This window comes from Pseudomonas saliphila (genome assembly GCF_008638345.1).
In the GTDB taxonomy this organism is placed as follows: Bacteria; Pseudomonadota; Gammaproteobacteria; order Pseudomonadales; family Pseudomonadaceae; genus Halopseudomonas; species Halopseudomonas saliphila.
Genome location: NZ_VTVA01000008.1, coordinates 165,147 through 186,073, shown reverse-complemented (window position 1 = coordinate 186,073; position 20,927 = coordinate 165,147). Strand labels below are relative to the sequence as shown.

Genomic DNA, 20,927 nt, shown 5'->3' with positions numbered 1-20,927 from the left:
CTGGGTCAGCCATCAATCAGCAAATCCAGCTGTTTCTGCAGACGTGGTACCGAATCCTCGGTAAACAGCAGCATCAGGTCGAAACGAATATCCTGATCTTCCAGGCCGTAACTTATTTCCACGGCGAGGGTGCGTTTCCAGCGACGCTGATTGATGCGGATAAGGTCCTCAATCGGACAATGTTGGCCAAGCACCAGTGGGTGACTCTGGGAGAGATTGATCATCAGCTGCTCGGACAGACCATTGAGACAGGCGCCGATGATAATGCTCGCCAGATCCAGCAGCATTTCCAGCTTGGCGCTCTCATCAAGGTGTGTTTTGAGGAGCGTGGCGACGGTGTCGATTTCTGCGTCATGGAAAATCAGCAGCGCCTCTCCCGCCACGCCTCCGCCAATATAGCCTTGGCATATCGCCGTCAGACTTTCCCCGTGCTGGGCTTCCGCTAGCGCCATATGCAGTTCACCCACTTCGAGTATGTTCACGTTGGGGATCGGCAGCTTGATGAAAACCCCGAGAACGCGCCCAAGGAGTTCAGCGGCGCGGCCCATCGCAACATTGGCCACTTCACGGAATGCATCCCGAAATGACACATCGGGCAAGCCGTCTGCGTACTCGGCCAAGGATTGCGAAGCCGAATTCAGTGGAATAAGGATACCCAGTGCACTGAGAGCCGCGCTCAGCTGAAGCGGGTCGGCGGGTTTCTTGATAAAGGCTTTCGCGCCCAGCGCCTTGGCCCGGCGTATTGCTTCATCCTGAACGTCACCGGAGACCACTATCACCTGGCAGGGCAGACCGTCGTCCTGAAGCTGAGCCAGTACGCCAAAGCCATCCAGTTCCGGCATTGTCAGATCCAGCAGAACGATTGCACCTTGCCCTGCACGGATCGCAGCCAACCCTTCCAGGCCATTGGTCGCCTGGGTGATCTCGAACAACGCGTCGGCTGGAAGTGCCCGGATCAATTGTTTGCGGGCCATGGCTGAATCGTCGCATACGAGCAGCGGTAGGGGCCGAATGCTCATGCTGATCCTGCGGACAGGTGGGGAAAGCAATTGTGCATTGTATCGTCCATGGGTAATGCGAGAGGTCATATTGCCATCATTGGCGTGTGCGCATACTAGCAATCAAACGAACATAACGCAGTAGTACGCTCCGTTAGTTTTATACCAGTGGACAGCTCGCGCAACTAGCGGGTCCACCTGGGCTGACCAGTGGCAGAAAACGGGATGGTTGATGTGGGCCAGTTGCCACGCCCGTTGGGGCTGGGTAGGGTAACTGGAAGGCTTGCGGTTTGCCGGTGTCGAAACGGGTCGGGCCGAGTGCGGCGCCCTGGGAATAGCGCTTGCTCGCTGTCCTCGTTGCCGAGGTTGATCCGCGATGCTCACCCGAAAAGGGGATTGCTGCGAAAATTCAGGATTACTACTGTGCCAGCTAACCTTTCCAACGGCCTGACAGGTGTCCAGAGGCAGAATAACAATGATGCGGCTTGACCTGTCCGTTACCAAGAACCCGCTCGAAGATGCGCCCGCGGCGGCTGTCGTGCCCCTGGCCTGCAGAATCATGCTCGCGGCGCTGTCTGGTGCGCTTCTGTGTATTCCCTGGCTGATACCTCATCTCTACTGGACCGCATGGTTCGGCTGGGTGCCGCTGCTTTTTGCACTGGACAGGACCCGACTGCCGACTGCCATGATGCTCGGCTGGGTGACTGGCACCCTCTGTTTCGCCGGTGCCAGTAACTGGATGGTTGAATTCGCTATCAACCTGAAGGGGCTTTCGCTCCCGCTGAGTCTGGGGCTGGCAGCCATATTCTGGTTGTATGCTGGGTTGTCAGTGGGCCTGGCCTGTCTCGTCTACCGGTGGCTTGCGCGCGCCTTCCCCGGCTTCGATGTGCTGACCTTCACGTTCAGCGTTCTCGGTGTCCTGGCATTCTACCCACTGCTGTTCGAAGCGCGCTTTGCCGAGGCGCAGACCCAGTTCCTGCCTGCTTTGCAGGGTGTGGATCTGGTCGGTGCGCAGGGGCTGGATGCAGTCATGCTCATTGTCAGTGTGTTGGTATTCCATTTATTGCGGCGGCGTCCGGTCTGGTTCTCTGGTAATCGAGCGGTCAATGTCGGCGCTGCCGGGCTTGTGGCCGTCTGGTTTGTCTACGGATTGTCCAGTTTGAACGCTTGGGATACCCGCGTTGCCGAGTGGGAAACGCGTCGAATTGGGCTGGTTCAGCCCAACGATCCGGTCACATTGGCCTTGCCCAAGCCGGCGCCTGGTTTCAGTCTTGAGTCTCCTGAAGAAATGCTGGCGACCGAGCGGCTTATCAAGGGCGGCGCCACCTGGGTGGCCTGGCCCGAGGCGCGCTACAAAGGCTATTTCGAAAAATACAGTGTTCGGTACGGTTATGCCCAGCGGCTTGAGAAGCTTGGCGTTCCGTTAATCTTTCATGACGTCGAGAATCGGTGGGTAGAGGGGGAGCATCAAAGCTTCAACTCGGTGGCATTACTGGGGCAGGACGGGAAACTGGCCGATACCTACCGTAAAGTCCAGCGCATGCCGTTCGGCGAATACTTGCCGGCTTTCTTCTCACTACCTGGCCTGAAAACCTTGAGCAATCTGTTTCTGGGAGAGTTTCTAAGGGAGCTGTCTGCCGGGAACGGTCACGCCTATTTCAATATGGACGGCATGCAGGTTATACCAAAGGTGTGTTTCGAGACGGCCTTCCCGACCTTTGTGGCTGAGTCGGTTGGCACTGAGGGTGAAGGGAAAGTGCTTTTATTCCTGTCGCAGGACAACTGGTTTGGCGAGACCACTCAGCCGTTCCAGCACCGTTCCATGTCCATAGTGCGCGGCGTGGAGAATCGGGTGCCGATGATTCATCTGATCAACAACGGACCCTCTGTTGTCGCGAGTCCCAGCGGGCGGATTATCACCGGTTCACGCGCATTCGCGCGCGCGGAAATGCTGGTCGACATGCCGTTCTCGACCGAATCGGGGGGGAGCTTCTTCAGTCGTCATCCGCAGCTCTTTGGTCGTTTTGTGTTCATTGTGCTCGGCCTGATGATGGCCGCTGCCTTGTGGCGTGATATAACGCGTCGGCGCTACACCACGAGCCCGGCACTGTAGCCCGATGACCAGGCCCACTGGAAGTTGAAGCCGCCCAGGTGGCCGGTTACATCCAGTACTTCACCGATAAAATACAATCCTGGCTGGTTCCTGGCTTCCATGGTCTTCGAGCTGATCGCGCTGGTATCCACGCCGCCGAGGGTAACCTCCGCCGTGCGGTAACCTTCGCTCGCGGAGGGCTTGAGCCGCCAGCTGTTAAGCTGTTCGCCAATCAGAACCAGCTGCTTGTCGCCGATTTCTGCCAGCGCCGTGTCCTCATGCTCGACCCACCATCTGCCTTGCAGCTCCGCGACCAGACCTTTTGCCAGATGCTGGCCAAGCAACGTGCGAAGCCGACTCTTGCCTTGAGCCTGCTTGGCCTGCAGCAGCCATTGCGGCGCATCAATGCCCGGCAGCAAATCAATCAGGATGTCATCGCCCGGATACCAATAGTTGGATATCTGCAGCACCGCCGGCCCACTGATACCGCGATGGGTGAAGAGCATGTTCTCGGTAAATGACTGGCCGTTACAGCTGATGGTTATCTCCACCGCCAGGCCGGAAAGCCGTTCACAGAGCGGCTTCATCGCGTCACTGAACATCAGCGGGACCAACCCGGCGCGGCGTTCGGTCAGGGGAAGATCGAATTGGCGGGCAATCTCATAGCCCAGCCCACTGCCGCCCAGCGTGGGGATGGAGAGCGCCCCGGTCGCCACAACCAGCGAGTCACACTCCAGGCTGCGGGTGACACCATCCTGCTGCAGACCAATGCGATAGCGGGTTTTGCCATTGCCCGGGGCGTCAATCTTGTTAACTTCGCAATGAGTACGGATCTGCGCGCCGGCCCATTCGCACTCCGCCAACAGCATAGCGACGATATCCTTCGCTGAATCGGTGCAGAACAGCTGACTGTGTTTGCGCTCTTCGTAGCTGATGCCGTGCCGCTCGACCAGCTCGATAAAATCCCACTGGGTGTAGCGTCTGAGGGCTGATTTACAGAAATGCGGATTAGCGGAAATGAAGTTGTCCGGTTCAACCAGCTGATTGGTAAAGTTGCAGCGACCGCCGCCGGACATGAGGATCTTCTTGCCGATCTTGTTGGCCCGTTCCAGCACCAGTACCCGTCGTCCGCGCTGGGCGGCGGTGAAGGCGCAGAGTAGCCCGGACGCTCCAGCGCCGAGAATGATAACGTCAAATTGCTCGCTTTTGGCCGACACGGGTAAATCCATCAGAACGGGGCGCAGCAGTGTACCAAACAGGCGGCCGGGGTAGGTGACTGCTAAGCAGCTGGCCGGGCGACCCGGACGCGGTTATTGGTATCGCGACTTTCGCGAATCAAGGCGTCGTTGCCGATGCCCGCCGAGGATTTCGCCAGACGGTCGTACAGCAGCACATTGACCGTAGCCGCGAGATTCATGCAGCCGACCGTCGGGATATAGACCACATGATCCGCGCGATCAATCAGCTCCTGGCTGAGGCTGCCGTCCTCCGGGCCGAACACATACAGCGCTCGTTCGGGGTGACTGAATGCCGGGAGCGCGACGGCGCCTTCGACCAGTTCCACGCACACCACCCGGGTGCCCGGCGGCAGGTTGTCAAGGATGTCATCTACACCGGTCAGCGGGATGTGGCGGCTGACATCCTGGGTGTCGGTATGAAAGCGTGCGGCCCGGGTATAACGCGTACCCGTGTAACGAACCGAGTCGACGCGATAACAGCCCGCAGCGCGCATCACGGCACCGACGTTGGTAGGGCTCTTGGGATTGATCAGACCAATACTGGCGGAGGATGGCATCTAAAGTCGACTATGCTTGGCAATGAAGGTTATGCCCGTTAGGGGTATAGTGCGCGCTGAATTCTATCATGGGAATACGATGAAACTTCTTGTTCGCAATCTTGCTCGCAACACCACTCAAACCGAACTGCGCACGCTCTTTGAGGCGCACGGCATCGTGACGTCCTGTGATCTGGTCATGGATCAGCAAACGGGCAAGTCCAAGGGCTTCGGCTTTGTCGAAATGCCGCACCCGTCGGATGCCAAGGCAGCTATCAAAGGGCTGAATGGTACTGAAGTAGCCGGAAACCGCATCCGCGTGAAGCTGGACGAATCAGCCAGTGCCTGATCAAACCGGTACTGATCCGCTGCACGGCGTGACGCTCAAGCAGGTCCTGACCTCGCTGGTCGACACCTATGGCTGGGAGGAGTTGGGTCGACTGATTCCAATTCGTTGCTTTCAGGTTGACCCCAGCCTGAACTCCAGCCTGAAATTTCTACGGATGACGCCATGGGCGCGCCAGAAAGTCGAGGCGTTGTATCTGGCTTCTCTGAACTGAGCTGATCCGGGCACATGACATCAGCACCCGTTATACCGGGCGGTCCGGGATAACGGGTGAATATAGTTTCATTCAATATAAAGCCGTCTAAAATGGGCGTTTGAAGCCGCTCTTCTGTTAATTGCGTCACGTTCAGGCCGCCACTGCTTAGCCCACAATACGGGCTCAATAACAAGACGGTGGGGCATTCCATTGAACACCCTTGATAACCCCTTGCAGGTTCTCGACTGCCGTTGGCTGCTCGCGCTCTATGCCGTGGTACCTGTCTCGCTCGCATTGGTGCTGCTCGACAGTCTCGCGCTGGATGGCCAGTTGATTCGGGAACATATTCCAATTGATCCAATGCATTGGCCCTTCTGGACAGTCATCTTCGGGTTGCCGCACATAGTGGCGAGCCTGTTGACCATGGCGGACGCGGAGTACCTTTCCCACTACAGGCGCAGCCTACTGCCGCCGCTCCTCGGATTTGCCGGGCTGACCAGCCTGGCAATATTCGGTCCGCAGCCGATGGGGGAGCAGGCCTTGTTTATCTTCCTCGCGTTCTACACCATCTATCATGTTCTGGCGCAGCAGCTGGGCTTGACGCTGATGATGATGGGAGTGCCGCCCTCCGGCGTGTTCAAGGCCTGGAAGTGGCTGTCGATCTTTTGCGGATTCGTCATCTACGTCACCGTTTATAGTGCCAGCGCGCTCGGCTACGAACTGTTTGCCGGCGTGAGCGCATTCGAGTTTCTGATTGGACTGGCGGGGCTGATGTGTGCGGCGGTCGTCGTACTGGCGGTCCGGCTCAGCAGAACCTCGCGTAACCGGATCGGCGTCTGGTATCTATGGGGCAACGTCGCGATGTTGACCTCAGTGCTGCTGATACATGAAATGGGCTACACGCTGTTCGTGATCCTTATTCCGCGCGTCATTCATGACATCACCGCGTTCATGATCTACATCACCCACGACACCAATCGTAATCGTGCGGTGCCGGTAAACCTGATCTATCGGCTGACGCACTTCAGTAGATTGCCGCCCATCATCGTGCTGCCGGCCGCCTCGATTGCAGTCGCCTATGTGCTGACCAGCCTGCAGGATGATTTCAAGCTGGTGTTGGTGGTCGCGCTAACGATCACTCTGCTGCACTACTACTTCGAAGGCTTTATCTGGCGGGGGGCAAACCCCCATCGCCAGCACCTCGAATTTAGACGTTGATCAGGTCAGAGCCGGACCCTGACTGGGGCGGTCCGGGGCTACGTCAGTAACCAGCGCCTGGACAAAGTAATCAGCTTCAGCCGAATAGTCCCAGCGCTCAATGAAGCACTGGTGCCGATCGGCTTCAACGTCATGCCGGATCAGGTTGACGGAATTGGGAACCTCACCGCGCGTGCGACTCGAGACGGCGGTGCCGGCCTGCACAGTCCAGGCTTTACGGCCCGATTCACCGGTATGGCCAAAAAGGGGCCATACGTACGGCAAGTGGATATGGCCGCCGAGTAGCAGGTCCATGCCCGCATCTACCCAGGCCGGAACCGCCTGTTCCCGACCAATCAGCAGATTGGCATTGTCCGATTCGGCCACTGCTCGAACCGGATGATGCTGCATGACGATCCGCAACTGCTCCGGCTCGGCCTGACGTAAACGCTCAATGACGCGTGCGGTCTGCGAAGCGGACACCTCTCCGTCTTTGTGACGGGAGGCGCGCGTGGTATTGACGCCGATGATCAGCACATCTGGATTGGAAAACTCCGGTTCCAGATGCTTTCCGAACGTTCGCCGGAAGTTGCCGTACGGATTGAAAAAGCGCGCGAACAGATTGAACAGCGGGATATCGTGATTCCCCGGAATGGCCAGCACCGGACAGGTAACCCTGTCCAGAAAGCGCTGTGCCGCGTCGAACTGACTGCGGCGTGCCCGCTGGGTAATGTCACCGCTTAGCAGCAGCACATCGGGGGCGCAGCTGTCGATGAATCGATGCAGAGCGTCCACCACCTGCGGTTGTTCGGTACCGAAATGCGGATCTGACAATTGAAGGACACGGGTCATGAATCAACCTCCACGGGAACACGCGGCACCAGTAGCGGAAGTTTGTCCTTGGCGACCCGAAACGTCAGCGGCGCGGTCATCCAGCTGACTTCCCCGTCCAGGGCTACTTTTACGCGTCGCCGACCACGGCCGGGCCGCACCACCATGCTGTCGAATGCAAAGGAGATGACATTGTCGGCTTCGCCCAGGCGGCTTACCAGCCCGCGCAACAACAGCCAATAGAGTGACAGCGTACCCACTGGTCTGGATGTCATGAGCACCAGTTGGTCGTGTTCGGGCGCTTGCGCGTCGTCGATCCCGATGTGCTCCATCTGCAAACGGTTGTTACCGACCACAATAGTCGGCGTGCGCAGTGTATGGATATTGCCTTCGTACTCAAGCTGAACATTGAGCTGCCGGTGCGCCCGGGCCAGCGTCGCCAGGGCAGACCACAGCGCGACCAGACGGCTACGCCCGTAACGGCGTTTAAACAGCTCGCGATCCTGCAGCAGTCTTGGATACAGCCCCAGACTCGCGTTGATCAGAAACAGGTGATCGTTGAGCATGCCCACGCTGACCGGGCGAACCTTTGCATCCAGCAAACAGCGCAGCGCCGCCTCAGTGTCCTGGGGAATGCCATGACAGCGGCCGAAATAATTGAACGTGCCCTGTGGCAATATCCCGAACGGAACCCCTGAGCCCAGCACCACCCCCGCAACAGCATTCAGCGTGCCGTCACCACCAATGGCGACCACGATGCCGTGCTGCTCGCGAGCCTTTTGCAAGGCTTTTTTGGCTGCTGGTTCGAGCTCGGCGCCACTGCTTATGGGTATCAGCTCGTAGCGGCGTCCAGCTGCCGAAAGCAGCGCTTCAATGGTTTCGCTAATCTGGTCGGCATTGCCTTTGCCGGAGCCGGTATTCATTACCATGAACAGCGGTTCCTGCCCTGTTAATGGCGAACAGAGCATAGGACGGACGGGTTCGGTGCGCAGGGTAGGATCAGTCATGGCGGTGATCATAGACCATATTGGCAAAACGGTAAGCGTTAGATGCTTGCCCAGCCACAGAAACGGAAAAGCCGACTGGATGTCGGCTTTTCCGGCGCTAGAAACGAAGCATCAGGGCAGGGTAAACAACACCTTGACCGCATCGGTCACAGCTGCGCTGTCGACATAGCCGATCGTGTTGGGATCCGAAGCGACCTGCGCCACGACGGCAGCATCACCCGCGAGGCTGGCTGGTGGCTGTCCCTTACCGGTGAAGATCAAGCCAGACCAGTAGGACTTGAGCTGCGATTCGTTCTTGCTGGTCACGGTGGTGTAGAAGTGTTCCTTCACCGGGTTCCAGCCTTCCTGATCGATACCGGTCAGAGACTTGTCCTTACCGAGGAAGATGTTGGCCACTTCTGCCTGTGTCGGGGCGGCGGCAGCCGCGTGGTTTGTGATAACCGCAACCTCCGCCTGGACGGAAAATGCGCCCAGGGTTAGCGCGATGATGCTGATGGAGCGTGCAAATATTTTCATGCGTTTGGCTCCTTAGAATACAAAGTCGAGACCGACACTGATGATGTCGCCGTCGAAGGTTCTGGAGGTGCCGGCCAATAGATCGGAGATGTATTCCCCGCCGGACTGGACAAACACACCCTGGCCGCCATCGGAGGTGTCAACGCGCTTGTATTCCCCTTTCAGCACTACGTTGGAGGTCAAGCTGTAATTCAAGCCATAGGTCCAGGAAACCTGGCGTCCGGAGTTTTCTTCGTCGAGCTGTGCGTAGGTCACGTGACCCAGGAAATCACCGAAACGGTGTCCACCCATGAGGTAGAAAGCGTCTTTGGTCGGCGTCGGACCTTCGACAACCAGGCGCGTTGCTTCACTGGCCGCGAGCCAGCTGCCTTGATCATATTGGTGGCCGATGGAAGTGAACTTGCCTTTTACATCATTGGCGACATCAGCCATCCCGAGGGGCGCCAGATGTGGCATGGTCATGTTCAGGCTTGCTTCGCTATAGGCGAGACGGAAGCTACCGTAACCATGGGTGTCCAGCTTGATATTTGCACCGACGACTTTCTTGTAGTCCATGTCAAACATTTGGTCATAGGCGAACTGTTCGCGATCTTCGGCCTGGCCACCAAAGGCCTGCACACTCACCGAGCCGTAGCTGACGGGCATGGAGTAGATAAAATCAACGCCTTCATAGTTGGAGATCTGCACCTGATGGTAGATCTCGTCAGGCAACCTCAACCACGGATAGGTAAAGCCCACATCCAGCGTCTCGGAATACATGTACACCGGGATGCGTAGACGGCCGGCACGGAGGGTCAAGCGGTCAGTGGCTTGAAAAGAAAGATATGCCCATTCCAGATTGGCCTTCCAGGTGTCCTGCTCAGCCTTGACCGTCACCTGTGTGGTCAGATTGAGACGATCACTCAACCCATATTGGAACTGTCCACCCAGCTTGGACAGTTCGTCACCCCGCCATGAATCGTTGGTCTGGCCATGAATACCATAACTGCGGCCTTCTTCTTCGCCACCCAGATGGGTAATGCCAAGTGTGCCGAAACCATTGAAACGGTATTCGCCCTGGCTCAAAGCGAAAGCCGGGGACGCGGCGAGGCAGGCTACGGCCAAGCCGATTGCATTTAACCTAAACATTTAGTGTGCTCCTTCAAGCAAATCAGATTTTGAATTGGGCGGTTGCCGCGCGGAGGTGATCTCCGGTGCTGACAAGTTGTTCGCCCAGTCGGGCCGTGGCATCTGCCCCTTTTGCGGTTGCTTGTGCGTCCTGCTGCAACACTTGCGTTTCTTGTTGGATGGAGCTCGATAGGCCCGTCTGCTCGTGCGTATAGCGAGCAATATCGGCATTCAGCTCGTTGATCTGATTAACCGCATTGGCAATGGTCGCCAGCAACTGTGTTGCTTCTGCGGAACGCTCAATGCTGTCCTTGGATTTCTCGCTGTTGGCGGTCATGACGTTCAGCACCGAGTTAGCGCTGTTTTGCAGCCGCTGGATAATCTGCTGGATCTCTGCGGTGGAGGCGGCGGTTTTTTGCGCCAGATTACGAACCTCGTCAGCCACGACAGCAAAGCCACGACCTTGCTCGCCTGCGCGTGCCGCTTCGATTGCCGCGTTCAATGCCAGCAGGTTGGTCTGTTCGGCGATGCTGCGGATAACGGTCAATACCGAGCCGACGGCCTGGGTTTCTTCCTCCAGCTCCGCCATGGACTGCACCGCTGTGCTGACGCTGGTGCCGAGATCGTTGATGCTTTCCGACAGGGTGTTAATACGCTCACGGGCCGTGGCGGTCTGGCGCGTGGCGGATTCCGCTTGCTCCGAAGCCTGCTGCGAGCGCCGAGCGACTTCCTGAATGTTGTCGTTCATATTCAGAATGTCGCGGGTAATCGAATCGGTATGTTGCTGCTGGGACTTGGCGTTCGCCTCGGAGCCTTGCGTGACGCGATAGAGCTCCTTGGACACCTGTCCTAGCGGACTGGCAGCGTCCACGATCTGGCGAATGGTCGACTGCAGCGTGTCGAGGAAGTCGTTGAACAGCTTGATCATGGCGCCGATCTCGTCGTTCGACTCAATGTTCACGCGGCGGGTCAGATCGCCTTCGCCGCGGGCTATCGCCTTCAATGAATCGATTACCCCATGCACATTGCTCATGATGCTGCGCGTCACCGCCCAGGCACCAAGCGCGACCAGTAGCACCAGCACCAGCGACAATACAATTCCAAAGCGAATGGTGGCGGCATTTTCTTCGCGGGTACGGGCCAGGGTTTGCAGGAAGTCGGCGTAGGCGCCAGCGCGGAAGTCAGCACCCAGCTGTTGCGCCTGCGCTAGATCATTGGCCATGCGGTCCAGATTAGGACGCAGGTCCTCAAAGGAGGCCGAGCCTTGAATCAATGACCCCGATGCCTGGGATGCGTTGGAAGCGTACCGGCTGATCGCGTCACGCCACGCATCCAGTTCCCGCTTGCGCTGAGGCTCGCCGCCGACCAGTTGGCTGAGCGTTTTCTGGTGATCCTGAATGTCTGTCAGGACTAGCTGTGCCTCTTCAAGGGTTGCCAGCTCACCTGCGGTGACGGCGCTATTGAAGATGCCCGGCAACCGTGAAAATTGAAAGAGCACAGCGTCTGAGCGTTCAAGCACCGGATAGCTGTTGGCTTCGAGCGCCACCAGTCGCGAGTCGACAGTGGTTAGTTGCACCGAGGTATAGCCGACATAGGCCACCAGGCCCAGCAGAGCAATGGCTGGCGCCAGGGCCAGTTTGTAGACGAGCGAGAGATTCTTGAGCATATGACTTCCAGTGTCCGCCGCGGAGAATATGACGAAGCATTCACAATGTTGAAACGCTATCGGTGGGAAATGGGTGATAGGGCTTTGACGACTCACCTTGCTAGGGTTATCGGCGGGAAAAGGCGGAGGTTGAGGGGTCGAAACAAATAAGTATTAAAGCGCTCGCGCTCGGCGGAGCGACGGGTATATGGCAGGGTGCGTAAGCGTCACGTCATGGAGCGTCTAGTTCCATCTCGACCAGCGGCATTGCCGGCAAACACTATGGCCGGGATGGAACCCGGCCCTCCATTGCTCCGATCCATCACCGAAGCTGGCTATCCTTACTGCCACGTCGGTTGTAACCACCGTTGCGCTGGTTTTCCTGGTCTTGTGCGGTCTGGCAGGCGATGCACAGACGCACGCCGGGCAGCGCCTTGCGTCGAGCCTCGGGGATAGGCTCGCCACACTCTTCACAATGGCTCAGGCTTTCACCGTGGGGTAGCTTGCTCCGCGCGCGCTGAACGGCCTCGTCCACGGTGTCGTCTATCTGATCCTGAACCGCGCCGTCTTGAGCCCAACCGGTAGCCATGGGGTCTCCCGCTTCGTGGTCCGCACGGCCTGATGCCGCGCGCTCTCCTCAAGTATGGGATTAATTGGCGAATAGGCAAATCCATCCGATCAGTCGCAGCATCGAAGGCTCCACACGAGTAAGGCCCGCCGGAGCGGGCCTTACACGAACCAATCGCGAATAATTTCGCAGATCTCAGCTTCGGATACAGTCCACCTCAGCGTTATACAGCTGTTCGTAGTATTGGTGCGCCATGCGATTGGAATCAAAGGCTGGGACGACATCGCGCATGCCTTGCTTGGCGATTTCCAGCCAGCCCTGCGGATCATCGTAATAGCGGTTGACTACTTCGTGCTCAAGGATGCGCATCAGATTTTGATAATCGAACTCGTCCTGCTCGTACTCGGACGTCGCCGGATCAGCAATCGGGATGATGAAGCTGTTTTCGCCGTGGCGAGCGAATTCCGGAATCCAGCCATCGTTGATGGATAGATTTACCGCGCCGTTCATAGCAGCGGTCATGCCGCTGGTTCCAGACGCCTCGCGCGGGCGTCTCGGGGTATTCAGCCAGACGTCCGCACCTTGCTTGAGCAAGCGGGACAGCTCAATTTCATAACCGGTCAATACGGCGAAGTTGGGTGCCTTGTAGGAAATCCTGACCAGCTTGTCGAACATCTCGATGGCGCCGTGATCAGTAGGGAAGGGCTTGCCCGCCCAGATCACCTGCACCGGCCTGTCGCTTCGATTGATCAACTCGGTAAAGCGGTAAATATCCCGAATGAGCAGGTCGGCGCGCTTGTATGCAGCGAAACGGCGTGCCCACACTACGGTAATAGTGTCCCGGTCAAACCGCTTGCCGGTCTGATCAGCGACCACCTTGAACAGCTCATCTTTCATCTGCTTTTTGCGCTCTACCAGCTGCGCGTCATTGCCTTCGTCCAGTGCTCCGCGAAGCGCCGGGTCCTGCCAGAAGGTCCTGTTCTGCGCGTTGGTAATCGCCTGAATCTTACAGATGCCAGGGTTAGCGCCCCACATCTGGTTGGAAACCTCGCCATGCAGGCGTGACACGGCATTTGATACCCGTGCCACCCGCAGCGCGGCGAGGGTATGGCTGAATATATTTCCATCCATACCGGTCATGTGCACCACCGTTTCGTGGGACAAGCCGTTGAAATAGCCCATATCCCGCAGAAAGCCGATTTCGTGCTCCTGATTACCAGCCAGTTCCGGCGTATGGGTTGTCAGCACCACGCGATTGCGGACCTCATCCAGATCGCCCAGCTGCTCCATCAACTGGAAAGCCATGGGCATCGCGTGGGCTTCGTTCATGTGATAAATGTCGGCTCCACCCAATGCCTCGACCAGTTTGGCGCCCCCGATACCGAGCACGATACTCTGTGCTACGCGTGCCGCGTGTTCGCCGTCGTACAAACGGTGGGTGATGGTCTGTGCAAGAAAGTCGTTTTCGGGAATGTCGGTAGTCAACAGATAGATAGGCGCGGTATTGAAGATCTCCGGCGCCAGATACAGAGCCTTCACGTAGACCGGGTGACTGTTGACTGTCACCTTTACAGTGATGCCGCTGTCACGCAGGAAAGGGTAATACTTGCGCTGTAAATGCACGCGCAATGTTTGATCCTCGTTACGCTCCTGATCGTAATAGCCGAATTTCCAGAGCATTCCGATACCGATCAGGTTCTGCTTCAGCTCATAGGCGCTGCGCATATGCGAGCCGGCCAGAAAGCCGAGGCCGCCTGAGTAGATTTTCAGCGATTGGGCGATCGCAAACTCCATGGAGAAATACGCGACCCGTTTGCCGTAACGCTGGTCGATGGGATAGGGATGACTCCATTGGTCATAGGTATTCATGGTCAGTTCAGATCTCATTGGGTATGGGCTAGCAGAGTTCGCAGTCGGATGGGGGGTTGAGTCCATTTACCCTTGCCATACTGCTTGAAGGCGGGATGGTGTTAAGTGTCAAGCAGGGACGGGGCTTCGGCAAGCGAGACACTAGACCGTTTGTCGCTCCGCGGCGTTCAATTGTCGAAACCAGGTTTCCCTGATAGCAACCGCCGCGGGTTCGGGAATCTTTTCTCCGAGTGGTCGTCAACTGCATAACACCAGCAGGAGACGAGATAATGAAAGACCCTGATGAAAAGCGAGACCCACACCGCCCTGACAATCAGGGTGCGGTGGACGAAGAGATCGATGACCTTTCCATTCCCGAGGACGAGCCCATGGGGCCGATTGGCAAGGTGCCTACAGAGGACGAAGCCATCGATCGCGCAGCAGAGGCGGGTCTGACCGAAGCGTCGCAGCCGGGGGAAGGTCCCACCATGGATGATGCCACGCCTGAAACCTTGATGCCTGATGATGGTGCGCGCTCGCCGTCTGAGGCCGGCGAAAGCGAGGAGCCGACCGATCAGGACTTTTCGGTAGTGGATGAAGACGACATCGGCGCTGGCGGGGGGTTGGATGAAGCTGAGCTCGGGCGAGCCAAGCCGTTGGACGGCAAGCCCTGGGACGGTGAAGCGGAATGATCTCGAGAGCTCGCTGATTGGTACCTTACCGGACGCGTCCGGCACACGCTGCGATCACGCGATGCCGGGTAGCTTGCCGGTTAAAGCCCATGGGTATGACACCTCTGAGGTCCGGCGCCGGTTCATCGCGCCGCAACCGGTTCAGCCGTTGCAGCCCACCGCTGGCACCTGGAATGCTCATCCAGATCGCCCCAGGCTTCTTTGATCGGCGACTCGATGCGTTGCAATAGCTCGCGAGCCTTACTCTTGTCCTCGGCGAAGCAGGAAATGCGTGCGAAGTTATTGATATTCCATTGATCGGGATACCGCTCGAGTACGTCGTCCATGCCTTTTTGCATCATCGGCCAGTTAATACCCGAATCCTGGAACAGCCGGTCATCGTACTGTGTCTGCGCTGCATGCCAGTACAGCCGCGCATACAAACCGTTACCCTCGCTGTTCTGGGTACGCTCCATGGCATCGACGGCGAACTGCTCGATGGCATCCGCGCTACCGTTCCATTTCGGGGAGTAGTAATCGACCGCCGAATAATAGATCGGATAGTAATCGGGATAGCGGGATAGGCCTTCATTGAGCATGGTCTTGAACCGCTCTTCGGGCCAGTACTGGCTCCTGGCAATAACCGCCATGGTGACGTACCACTGGGGGTCGCGCGCAGCGATTGGCTTGGACTGCTCCAGCACTACGCGGGCTTGCTCGATATATTCATTAAACGGCTGCCAGTCTTCTTCCTTGACCGAGTCTGTCGGGCCAGTGCCACGATAACTCCAGGCCTGATGAATCAGCATGCTGGCCCGTGCGAGATGCGCGGTGGGGGAGGAGGGGTACTGTTTCAGCCACTGGCCAAGATAGTCTTCAAGGTAGGCCCAATACTCAAGGTCGCGGTTGGTCGGGTCGAACATGGACCGCACCCCTGCGTCCAATGCGCTGAGTTTCCATACCCCGCTGGGTGAGCGTGCCTGGCTGCCCCTATAGTGTTCGGCCAGCGACTCAAGATGATTGAAGTTGGCGTTCTGCAGATCGCGCACCACGGTATCGAAGATTGCCCGGCGCTCACCCAGTTCGTCTGACACCGCGGACAGCGGCGCCAGCAGGCCTGCGCCGACGAAGCAAAGATAGCAGACGTGCTTCTTGATGATGTTCATGAGTCCCTCCCGTTCTGACAGGTAAGCTTCCGTACGCCGAGTGAGCGGAGTCGTCCCGACGTGATGTAAAGGCGACGCGGTATGGCGACCTCGGTCAGGACTGGCTGAACACTACCGTTGCGCGCTGGAATCGGATGCGGGTCAGGGCGATCCGCGGCTTGTTGAAATTAGTCGATTCAGGCGGGGCCAATGTGCGGTAGCGAACATGGTGCGACATTCCCGAGTGGGTACCAAGCCTGCCGGGCGGACCTGGGTCACAGACTCGGCAGGTGACCGGAGCCCCCATTGCGCTATGCGACAGCTCGCGCATTTCCCTGACGCTGGCTTGGATGCATCGGTATCGAAATGGAGTGGCGGTTCATCTGCTAGGCTGACTAAGAGCCCGTTCGTTTTCCGAAGGCGGTCAGGCCATGCGTTATCTCAGAGTAATGTTATCGAACACGCCGCTTGCCTGGTTCTGGGCGGGACTGCTGCTGCTCGGGGTCGTCATGTTTGCGGCGTCTTCCGGTCCGGGGTTGCTAGCGCAGGAGCAGGAGGGTTCGCCCAGTGCGCTGATTCTGTCTGTCGATGGTCCCATAGGGCCGGCGACCATGGATTATATTGTGCGGGGCATCGAGCAGGCAGAGGAAGAGCAGGCGCGAGTGGTGGTGATCGAAATGGACACGCCGGGTGGGCTGATGGAATCCATGCGGCTGATCATTCGCGAGATTCTGCGCTCGCCAGTGCCGATCATTACTTACGTCACTCCCGCCGGAGCACGTGCGGCCAGCGCCGGGACCTACATCCTCTATGCCAGTCATATCGCTGCGATGGCCCCGTCGACCCATCTGGGCTCGGCGACGCCGGTGCAGATGGGCGGATTGCCGGGCAGCCCTGATCCGGCAACTGAGCCAGGCGAATCAGAGGGAGAGAACGGCGCCAGCGAAAAGACCGAGCCCAGGCGCGGGGGCAGCGCCATGGAGCGCAAGTTGCTGGAAGATTCCGTGGCCTATATAAGAAGCCTTGCCGAACGTCATGATCGCAACGCCGACTGGGCCGAGCAGGCCGTACGTGAGGCGGTTAATCTGGGGGCCACCGAGGCGCTGGAGCGTGATGTTATCGAGGTGGTGGCATCGAGCCTGGATGATCTTTTAGCGCAAGTTGATGGCCGTAGCGTAAGAATGGCGGATGGCGAAAGAACGCTGGCGACCTCTGATCTAACGTTGATACGGGTTGATCCCAACTGGCGTACCCGATTGTTGACCGTGATAACCAACCCCAATATCGCCTACTTTCTGATGCTGATCGGTTTCTACGGGATTATTTTCGAGCTATCGAATCCGGGCAATCTGTATCCCGGCATCATTGGCGGTATCTGTTTGATTCTTGCGCTGTTTTCCTTTCAGGTGCTGACGGTCAATTACGCGGGGCTGGCGCTGATTCTGCTGGGGCTGGTGCTAATAGTCGCGGAGGCGTTCCTGCCCAGCTTCGGTACGCTGGGGATCGGCGGTATCGTCGCCTTTGTGATTGGCTCGATTATTCTGATGGATGGCAGTCATCAGCCAATATCCTTGCCCATGATCGGCGGGATGGCTGCGATATTCGGCGCTCTGTTGTTATGGACGGTGACGCGGGTGCTCACCTTGCGCCGGCGTCCGGCCGTCAGTGGTACCGATCGGCTGATCAACGAGCAGGGAGTGGCTCTGGATGATTTCTCACGCGTAGGGGAGCGCTACCAGGGATATATACAGGTGGGTGGCGAACGCTGGAAAGCCGTTTCGCAGTCGCCCATCCAGACCGGTCAACCTGTTTCAATCGCCCGGGTCGAAGGTCTGACCCTTCATTTGAAACCTACAGTGCAGGAGCCTGTTGCCGAGCAATAGCATTGTTTCGGCGACCGGCTTCGAGGAGCAAGCATGACATACGACCTGATTCCATACCTCGCGCCGCTGCTTATCCTGTTGATGCTGCTGGCGTCGGCCATTCGCATCCTGCCGGAATACCAGCGAGGCGTCGTATTCTTTCTGGGGCGTTTTCAGGGAGTCAAAGGGCCTGGTCTGGTAATTGTGATTCCGGGTCTACAGCAGATTGTGAGAGTCGATCTGCGGGTGGTCGCGCTGGACGTTCCCAGTCAGGATGTGATCTCCCGCGACAACGTTACCGTTCGAGTCAACGCAGTGTTGTATTACCGGGTCGTCGATCCGGAGAAAGCAATCATTCACGTGGAAAACTTTGGCGAGGCGACCAGTCAGCTGGCGCAAACTACGCTGCGCTCGGTGCTCGGCAAGCATGACCTGGATGAAATGCTCTCCGAGCGCGACAAGCTCAACGCGGACATTCAGGAAATTCTCGACAACCAGACAGAAGACTGGGGTATCAAGGTGGCCAACGTCGAGATCAAGCACGTGGATCTCAATGAATCGATGATCCGCGCGATCGCCCGACAGGCCGAAGCGGAACGCGAGCGCCGCGCCAAGGTAATCCATGCGGAAGGGGAGCTGCAGGCGTCGGAAAAACTGGTGGAGGCAGCCCGGGTAATGTCCAGCGAGCCGGGCGCCATGCAATTGCGCTATCTGCAGACTCTGGCGGATATGAGCAGCACCAATACATCCACAGTGGTCTTTCCGTTACCCATCGATCTGATCCAGAACCTGATGCGCAATAGTCAGAAATGACCTGAAGCTGAATGGACGTTGCCAGGGCGGGGTATGCAATGCGGCGCGACGCCTTAGCGCGCCAGCCACTCCTCGGCCTCAGCGGTCTGCGTCAATGCGAAGGCTTTGAGGTTGAGCCCTGGAATCAGCGCCCCTTCAACAGTGCTCATCCTGCGTACCCAGTTCTGGCCAGCGATCACCGCCACCCTGTCGAATTGGCGAATGAAACGAAACAGTTGCGGCAGTCGGGACAACTCCACGGCCATCGCGCCCAGCGTCGGAAGTTCAAACTCGCCTACCTCAACAAGCATTGCTCCCTCGGTAATGCCTTGCGCCTGGCGGACCATCTCATCTAACGCCATCTTCATGGACTCACTATCGAGCTTACCGCTGAACACGACATTCAAGCGCTTATCGTTTACGCGGGTAGTCTGGAACATCGGTATGCCTCATTTAAGGTCAAAAAACCTAACTCTAATCGTTAATCTGATCGTTTAAATGTCGTTAACCATCAGCACTTTTTTGTGGCTGACGTCTCCACATTTACAAGGAGTCTAGTCAAGCAAGGGGGCAGGTGATAAATAATTCTGAACAAGCGTTCCAGCGTGCATGTTGACGGAACCCTTCTATACTCTCATCGGTCGAACAAACCAGCGCAACAGCCCATGACATAGGGCTTGTGCCGAAAGTGACAAGAACTGGAACGCACCTTGCAAAAGAACGGAATTTAGCGGTGGTTCATCGGCAAACGTTGTGATGCATCCAGGGATCTGTCGGAAAGATTGAGTAACGAGTATCAAATCTCACTTTTCGGACGATAAGGATTAGTTATGACTGAGTTTGCGCCTATAGACGCTGGGGTGGTGTCTCGCCTGGCGTCCGATATCGAATCAAATGGATATGCAGTTGTTCAGAACTTTTTCTCCCCGGAACAGTTGGAGCTGGCGCGAGAGTATATAAGGTCGGAAACGAGCAAACACCATCAGGAGTACTTCTCCATTCATGGAGTCGAGGCAATGGAAGGCAGTCTTCTGGCAAATCTGAGCGCCTCCACGACCTTCAGGCAATTCCTCGCGGACCTGTATGAAAAGGCCACTGGCGCCCAACCGTCAAATGCCGAGCGGATCTTCCCTGTTATCCGCTGCCTGCAGGGCAAAAGCGGACTCAAGGAATCACACTTTTACCATTTCGATGCAACGGCCGTCACAGCGTTGGCCCCGGTGTTCATTCCCACCGAGGGGGAGCATTGCGGTGATCTGATCATGTTCCCCAACATGCGCCCGTTACGCTCGAGCGCGGTGGTGAACATCATGGAGAAGGCCATACTGCACAATACGCTGAGCCAGAAGCTCACGGCCATGGCGGTGAAACGTGGTGTGCTCAAACCGATCACCATCAAGCTGGTGCCAGGCAACCTGTATCTGTTCTGGGGGTATCGCAGCCTGCATTCCAATGATCAGTGCAATCCCGAGCACCTGCGGGCCACCGGTCTGTATCATTTCGGCAATCCGCACCGAGACAGTTCACTGGCGCGGATTTTTCTGGGCAAGAACAAGCGCAAGGCCAAGCTCAACCACGATGGGTTGCGGCCGCAGGCCTGAGGGGGCGCTGCTCCGGTAATCAGCTGATTGCCGGAGTCGGACGAACCAGAATCTCGTTCACGTCGACATGGGCCGGCTGCGACAGTGCATAGAGCACAGCCCGACCGATATCTTCGGGCAGCAGACTGTTGCCAGGTGGTTGGTCGAAAAAGGGCGTATCCACCATACCCGGTTCGATCAGGGTGACGCGGATGCCGCTGCCTCGGATCTCTTCGCGCAGCCCGTAGCCAATGGCGGTAACGGCCCATTTGGTGGCGCTGTACATCGAACCGGCAATGGTTGCGCGCCCGGCAGCGGAGCTGGTCAGCAAGATGTGGCCGCGGCTTTTGCGCAGTGCTGGCAAACAGCACTGTACGGTCAGCCCGACGCCATAGATGTTGGTCAGGATCATGTCCTTCCAGACCTGTGGATCGGCTTCACTGAAGCCGCCCGGCTCACCGCCGCGTCCGGCATTGGCGAACACCGCATCCAGCTGACCAAAGGTATCCAGGGTCGCCTGGACCATACGCGTTTGATCATCGAGCTGCTGGACATCGCAGGCAACGATCATCACCCGTTCCGGCCCGCCCAGTTCGGTCTGCAGAGCCTCCAGCTTGTCTTTGGAACGGGCTGCCAGGACCAGTCGGTAGCCCTTGGCTGCTGCTTCGCGCGCGGTCGCCGCGCCTATGCCGGATGAACCGCCGGTGATCAACAACACTGGATCAGTCATATCGCTTTCTCCTGTTACCCAT

The 20,927-nt window shown here is 57.7% G+C and carries 21 protein-coding genes; 8 read left to right on the top strand and 13 right to left on the bottom strand.

The features are described 5' to 3' along the window. Positions 1-5: 5 nt before the first annotated feature. On the bottom strand, positions 6-1,013 hold the full coding sequence (locus FHK95_RS11195; RefSeq protein ID WP_150304720.1) for a response regulator: 1,008 nt from the start codon (positions 1,011-1,013) through the stop codon (positions 6-8). Between the two features lie 460 nt (positions 1,014-1,473). On the opposite strand from FHK95_RS11195, the gene lnt reads away from it, so the two are divergent. Beyond that, entirely contained in the window at positions 1,474-3,111 is a 1,638-nt protein-coding gene (lnt, locus tag FHK95_RS11190) for an apolipoprotein N-acyltransferase (protein WP_150304701.1), read from the top strand. Here the strand turns inward: lnt and FHK95_RS11185 are convergent. Next, on the bottom strand, positions 3,087-4,307 hold the full coding sequence (locus tag FHK95_RS11185; RefSeq protein WP_235906767.1) for a BaiN/RdsA family NAD(P)/FAD-dependent oxidoreductase: 1,221 nt from the start codon (positions 4,305-4,307) through the stop codon (positions 3,087-3,089). The two genes, lnt and FHK95_RS11185, sit on opposite strands and share 25 nt — an antisense overlap. Positions 4,308-4,369: 62 nt before the next feature. Continuing rightward, positions 4,370-4,885 carry an RNA methyltransferase gene (locus tag FHK95_RS11180; protein ID WP_150304699.1) on the bottom strand — a complete coding sequence of 172 codons (516 nt, stop codon included), beginning with the start codon at positions 4,883-4,885 and terminating at the stop codon, positions 4,370-4,372. Positions 4,886-4,964: 79 nt separating this feature from the next. Between FHK95_RS11180 and FHK95_RS11175 the strand changes: the two genes are divergently transcribed. The 3 genes from FHK95_RS11175 to FHK95_RS11165 all read left to right on the top strand — a co-directional run bounded on the left by FHK95_RS11175 (position 4,965) and on the right by FHK95_RS11165 (position 6,624). Then, positions 4,965-5,213, top strand: coding sequence for an RNA recognition motif domain-containing protein (locus FHK95_RS11175; RefSeq protein WP_150304698.1), 249 nt, complete (start codon positions 4,965-4,967; stop codon positions 5,211-5,213). Next, positions 5,206-5,424, top strand: a complete 219-nt coding sequence (locus FHK95_RS11170) for a VF530 family protein (RefSeq protein WP_150304697.1) — start codon at positions 5,206-5,208, stop codon at positions 5,422-5,424. Before FHK95_RS11175 ends, FHK95_RS11170 begins: the two co-directional genes overlap by 8 nt. Positions 5,425-5,616: 192 nt before the next feature. Continuing rightward, on the top strand, positions 5,617-6,624 hold the full coding sequence (locus tag FHK95_RS11165) for a hypothetical protein (protein WP_150304696.1): 1,008 nt from the start codon (positions 5,617-5,619) through the stop codon (positions 6,622-6,624). Here the strand turns inward: FHK95_RS11165 and FHK95_RS11160 are convergent, their stop codons facing one another. From FHK95_RS11160 to glgP, 7 genes are all read right to left on the bottom strand, one after another. Next, positions 6,625-7,455 carry a metallophosphoesterase family protein gene (locus FHK95_RS11160; RefSeq protein ID WP_150304695.1) on the bottom strand — a complete coding sequence of 277 codons (831 nt, stop codon included), beginning with the start codon at positions 7,453-7,455 and terminating at the stop codon, positions 6,625-6,627. Then, on the bottom strand, positions 7,452-8,441 hold the full coding sequence (locus FHK95_RS11155; protein ID WP_206668565.1) for a diacylglycerol/lipid kinase family protein: 990 nt from the start codon (positions 8,439-8,441) through the stop codon (positions 7,452-7,454). Before FHK95_RS11155 ends, FHK95_RS11160 begins: the two co-directional genes overlap by 4 nt. Before the next feature lie 111 nt (positions 8,442-8,552). Beyond that, positions 8,553-8,957 (bottom strand): phosphate ABC transporter substrate-binding protein, encoded by a 405-nt coding sequence (locus tag FHK95_RS11150; protein WP_150304694.1) that lies wholly within the window; start codon positions 8,955-8,957, stop codon positions 8,553-8,555. Positions 8,958-8,969: 12 nt separating this feature from the next. Then, positions 8,970-10,085: a porin gene (locus tag FHK95_RS11145; RefSeq protein ID WP_150304693.1), complete on the bottom strand. Its 1,116-nt coding sequence runs from the start codon at positions 10,083-10,085 to the stop codon at positions 8,970-8,972. Positions 10,086-10,107: 22 nt separating this feature from the next. Next, positions 10,108-11,730, bottom strand: coding sequence for a methyl-accepting chemotaxis protein (locus tag FHK95_RS11140; RefSeq protein WP_150304692.1), 1,623 nt, complete (start codon positions 11,728-11,730; stop codon positions 10,108-10,110). Positions 11,731-12,031: 301 nt separating this feature from the next. Beyond that, complete coding sequence (locus FHK95_RS11135; protein ID WP_150304691.1) at positions 12,032-12,298, bottom strand: DksA/TraR family C4-type zinc finger protein; 267 nt, start codon at positions 12,296-12,298, stop codon at positions 12,032-12,034. A 174-nt stretch (positions 12,299-12,472) separates the two neighbouring features. Continuing rightward, complete coding sequence (glgP, locus tag FHK95_RS11130) at positions 12,473-14,146, bottom strand: alpha-glucan family phosphorylase (RefSeq protein WP_150304690.1); 1,674 nt, start codon at positions 14,144-14,146, stop codon at positions 12,473-12,475. Between the two features lie 269 nt (positions 14,147-14,415). Here glgP and FHK95_RS11125 point away from each other — a divergent pair, with 269 nt between their 5' ends. Continuing rightward, on the top strand, positions 14,416-14,817 hold the full coding sequence (locus FHK95_RS11125; protein WP_150304689.1) for a serine kinase/phosphatase: 402 nt from the start codon (positions 14,416-14,418) through the stop codon (positions 14,815-14,817). Positions 14,818-14,939: 122 nt separating this feature from the next. Here FHK95_RS11125 and FHK95_RS11120 read toward each other — a convergent pair whose 3' ends face one another. After that, positions 14,940-15,962, bottom strand: coding sequence for a DUF4034 domain-containing protein (locus tag FHK95_RS11120; protein WP_150304688.1), 1,023 nt, complete (start codon positions 15,960-15,962; stop codon positions 14,940-14,942). Positions 15,963-16,372: 410 nt separating this feature from the next. Between FHK95_RS11120 and FHK95_RS11115 the strand changes: the two genes are divergently transcribed. Together FHK95_RS11115 and FHK95_RS11110 are read left to right on the top strand one after the other, a co-directional pair. After that, positions 16,373-17,824: an NfeD family protein gene (locus FHK95_RS11115; protein WP_150304687.1), complete on the top strand. Its 1,452-nt coding sequence runs from the start codon at positions 16,373-16,375 to the stop codon at positions 17,822-17,824. Between the two features lie 33 nt (positions 17,825-17,857). Beyond that, positions 17,858-18,616 carry a slipin family protein gene (locus FHK95_RS11110; protein WP_150304686.1) on the top strand — a complete coding sequence of 253 codons (759 nt, stop codon included), beginning with the start codon at positions 17,858-17,860 and terminating at the stop codon, positions 18,614-18,616. Between the two features lie 53 nt (positions 18,617-18,669). Here FHK95_RS11110 and FHK95_RS11105 read toward each other — a convergent pair whose 3' ends face one another. Continuing rightward, positions 18,670-19,035 carry a SpoIIAA family protein gene (locus tag FHK95_RS11105; protein WP_150304685.1) on the bottom strand — a complete coding sequence of 122 codons (366 nt, stop codon included), beginning with the start codon at positions 19,033-19,035 and terminating at the stop codon, positions 18,670-18,672. Between the two features lie 390 nt (positions 19,036-19,425). On the opposite strand from FHK95_RS11105, the gene FHK95_RS11100 reads away from it, so the two are divergent. Beyond that, positions 19,426-20,196: a hypothetical protein gene (locus FHK95_RS11100; RefSeq protein WP_150304684.1), complete on the top strand. Its 771-nt coding sequence runs from the start codon at positions 19,426-19,428 to the stop codon at positions 20,194-20,196. Between the two features lie 19 nt (positions 20,197-20,215). On the opposite strand, the gene FHK95_RS11095 is transcribed toward FHK95_RS11100, so the two are convergent. After that, a complete protein-coding gene (locus tag FHK95_RS11095) occupies positions 20,216-20,905 on the bottom strand; it encodes an SDR family oxidoreductase (RefSeq protein WP_150304683.1) in 690 nt (229 codons plus the stop codon). Between the last annotated feature and the right edge of the window lie 22 nt (positions 20,906-20,927).

Coding starts and splice junctions, on each gene's coding strand:
- lnt (WP_150304701.1), top strand. CDS start 1,474: ATGATGCGGCTTGACCTGTCCGTTACCAAGAACCCGCTCGAAGATGCG.
- FHK95_RS11180 (WP_150304699.1), bottom strand. CDS start 4,885: ATGCCATCCTCCGCCAGTATTGGTCTGATCAATCCCAAGAGCCCTACC.
- FHK95_RS11110 (WP_150304686.1), top strand. CDS start 17,858: ATGACATACGACCTGATTCCATACCTCGCGCCGCTGCTTATCCTGTTG.
- FHK95_RS11160 (WP_150304695.1), bottom strand. CDS start 7,455: ATGACCCGTGTCCTTCAATTGTCAGATCCGCATTTCGGTACCGAACAA.
- FHK95_RS11125 (WP_150304689.1), top strand. CDS start 14,416: ATGAAAGACCCTGATGAAAAGCGAGACCCACACCGCCCTGACAATCAG.
- FHK95_RS11105 (WP_150304685.1), bottom strand. CDS start 19,035: ATGTTCCAGACTACCCGCGTAAACGATAAGCGCTTGAATGTCGTGTTC.
- glgP (WP_150304690.1), bottom strand. CDS start 14,146: ATGAATACCTATGACCAATGGAGTCATCCCTATCCCATCGACCAGCGT.
- FHK95_RS11100 (WP_150304684.1), top strand. CDS start 19,426: ATGACTGAGTTTGCGCCTATAGACGCTGGGGTGGTGTCTCGCCTGGCG.
- FHK95_RS11145 (WP_150304693.1), bottom strand. CDS start 10,085: ATGTTTAGGTTAAATGCAATCGGCTTGGCCGTAGCCTGCCTCGCCGCG.
- FHK95_RS11120 (WP_150304688.1), bottom strand. CDS start 15,962: ATGAACATCATCAAGAAGCACGTCTGCTATCTTTGCTTCGTCGGCGCA.
- FHK95_RS11095 (WP_150304683.1), bottom strand. CDS start 20,905: ATGACTGATCCAGTGTTGTTGATCACCGGCGGTTCATCCGGCATAGGC.
- FHK95_RS11155 (WP_206668565.1), bottom strand. CDS start 8,441: ATGACTGATCCTACCCTGCGCACCGAACCCGTCCGTCCTATGCTCTGT.
- FHK95_RS11115 (WP_150304687.1), top strand. CDS start 16,373: ATGCGTTATCTCAGAGTAATGTTATCGAACACGCCGCTTGCCTGGTTC.
- FHK95_RS11140 (WP_150304692.1), bottom strand. CDS start 11,730: ATGCTCAAGAATCTCTCGCTCGTCTACAAACTGGCCCTGGCGCCAGCC.
- FHK95_RS11150 (WP_150304694.1), bottom strand. CDS start 8,957: ATGAAAATATTTGCACGCTCCATCAGCATCATCGCGCTAACCCTGGGC.
- FHK95_RS11135 (WP_150304691.1), bottom strand. CDS start 12,298: ATGGCTACCGGTTGGGCTCAAGACGGCGCGGTTCAGGATCAGATAGAC.
- FHK95_RS11175 (WP_150304698.1), top strand. CDS start 4,965: ATGAAACTTCTTGTTCGCAATCTTGCTCGCAACACCACTCAAACCGAA.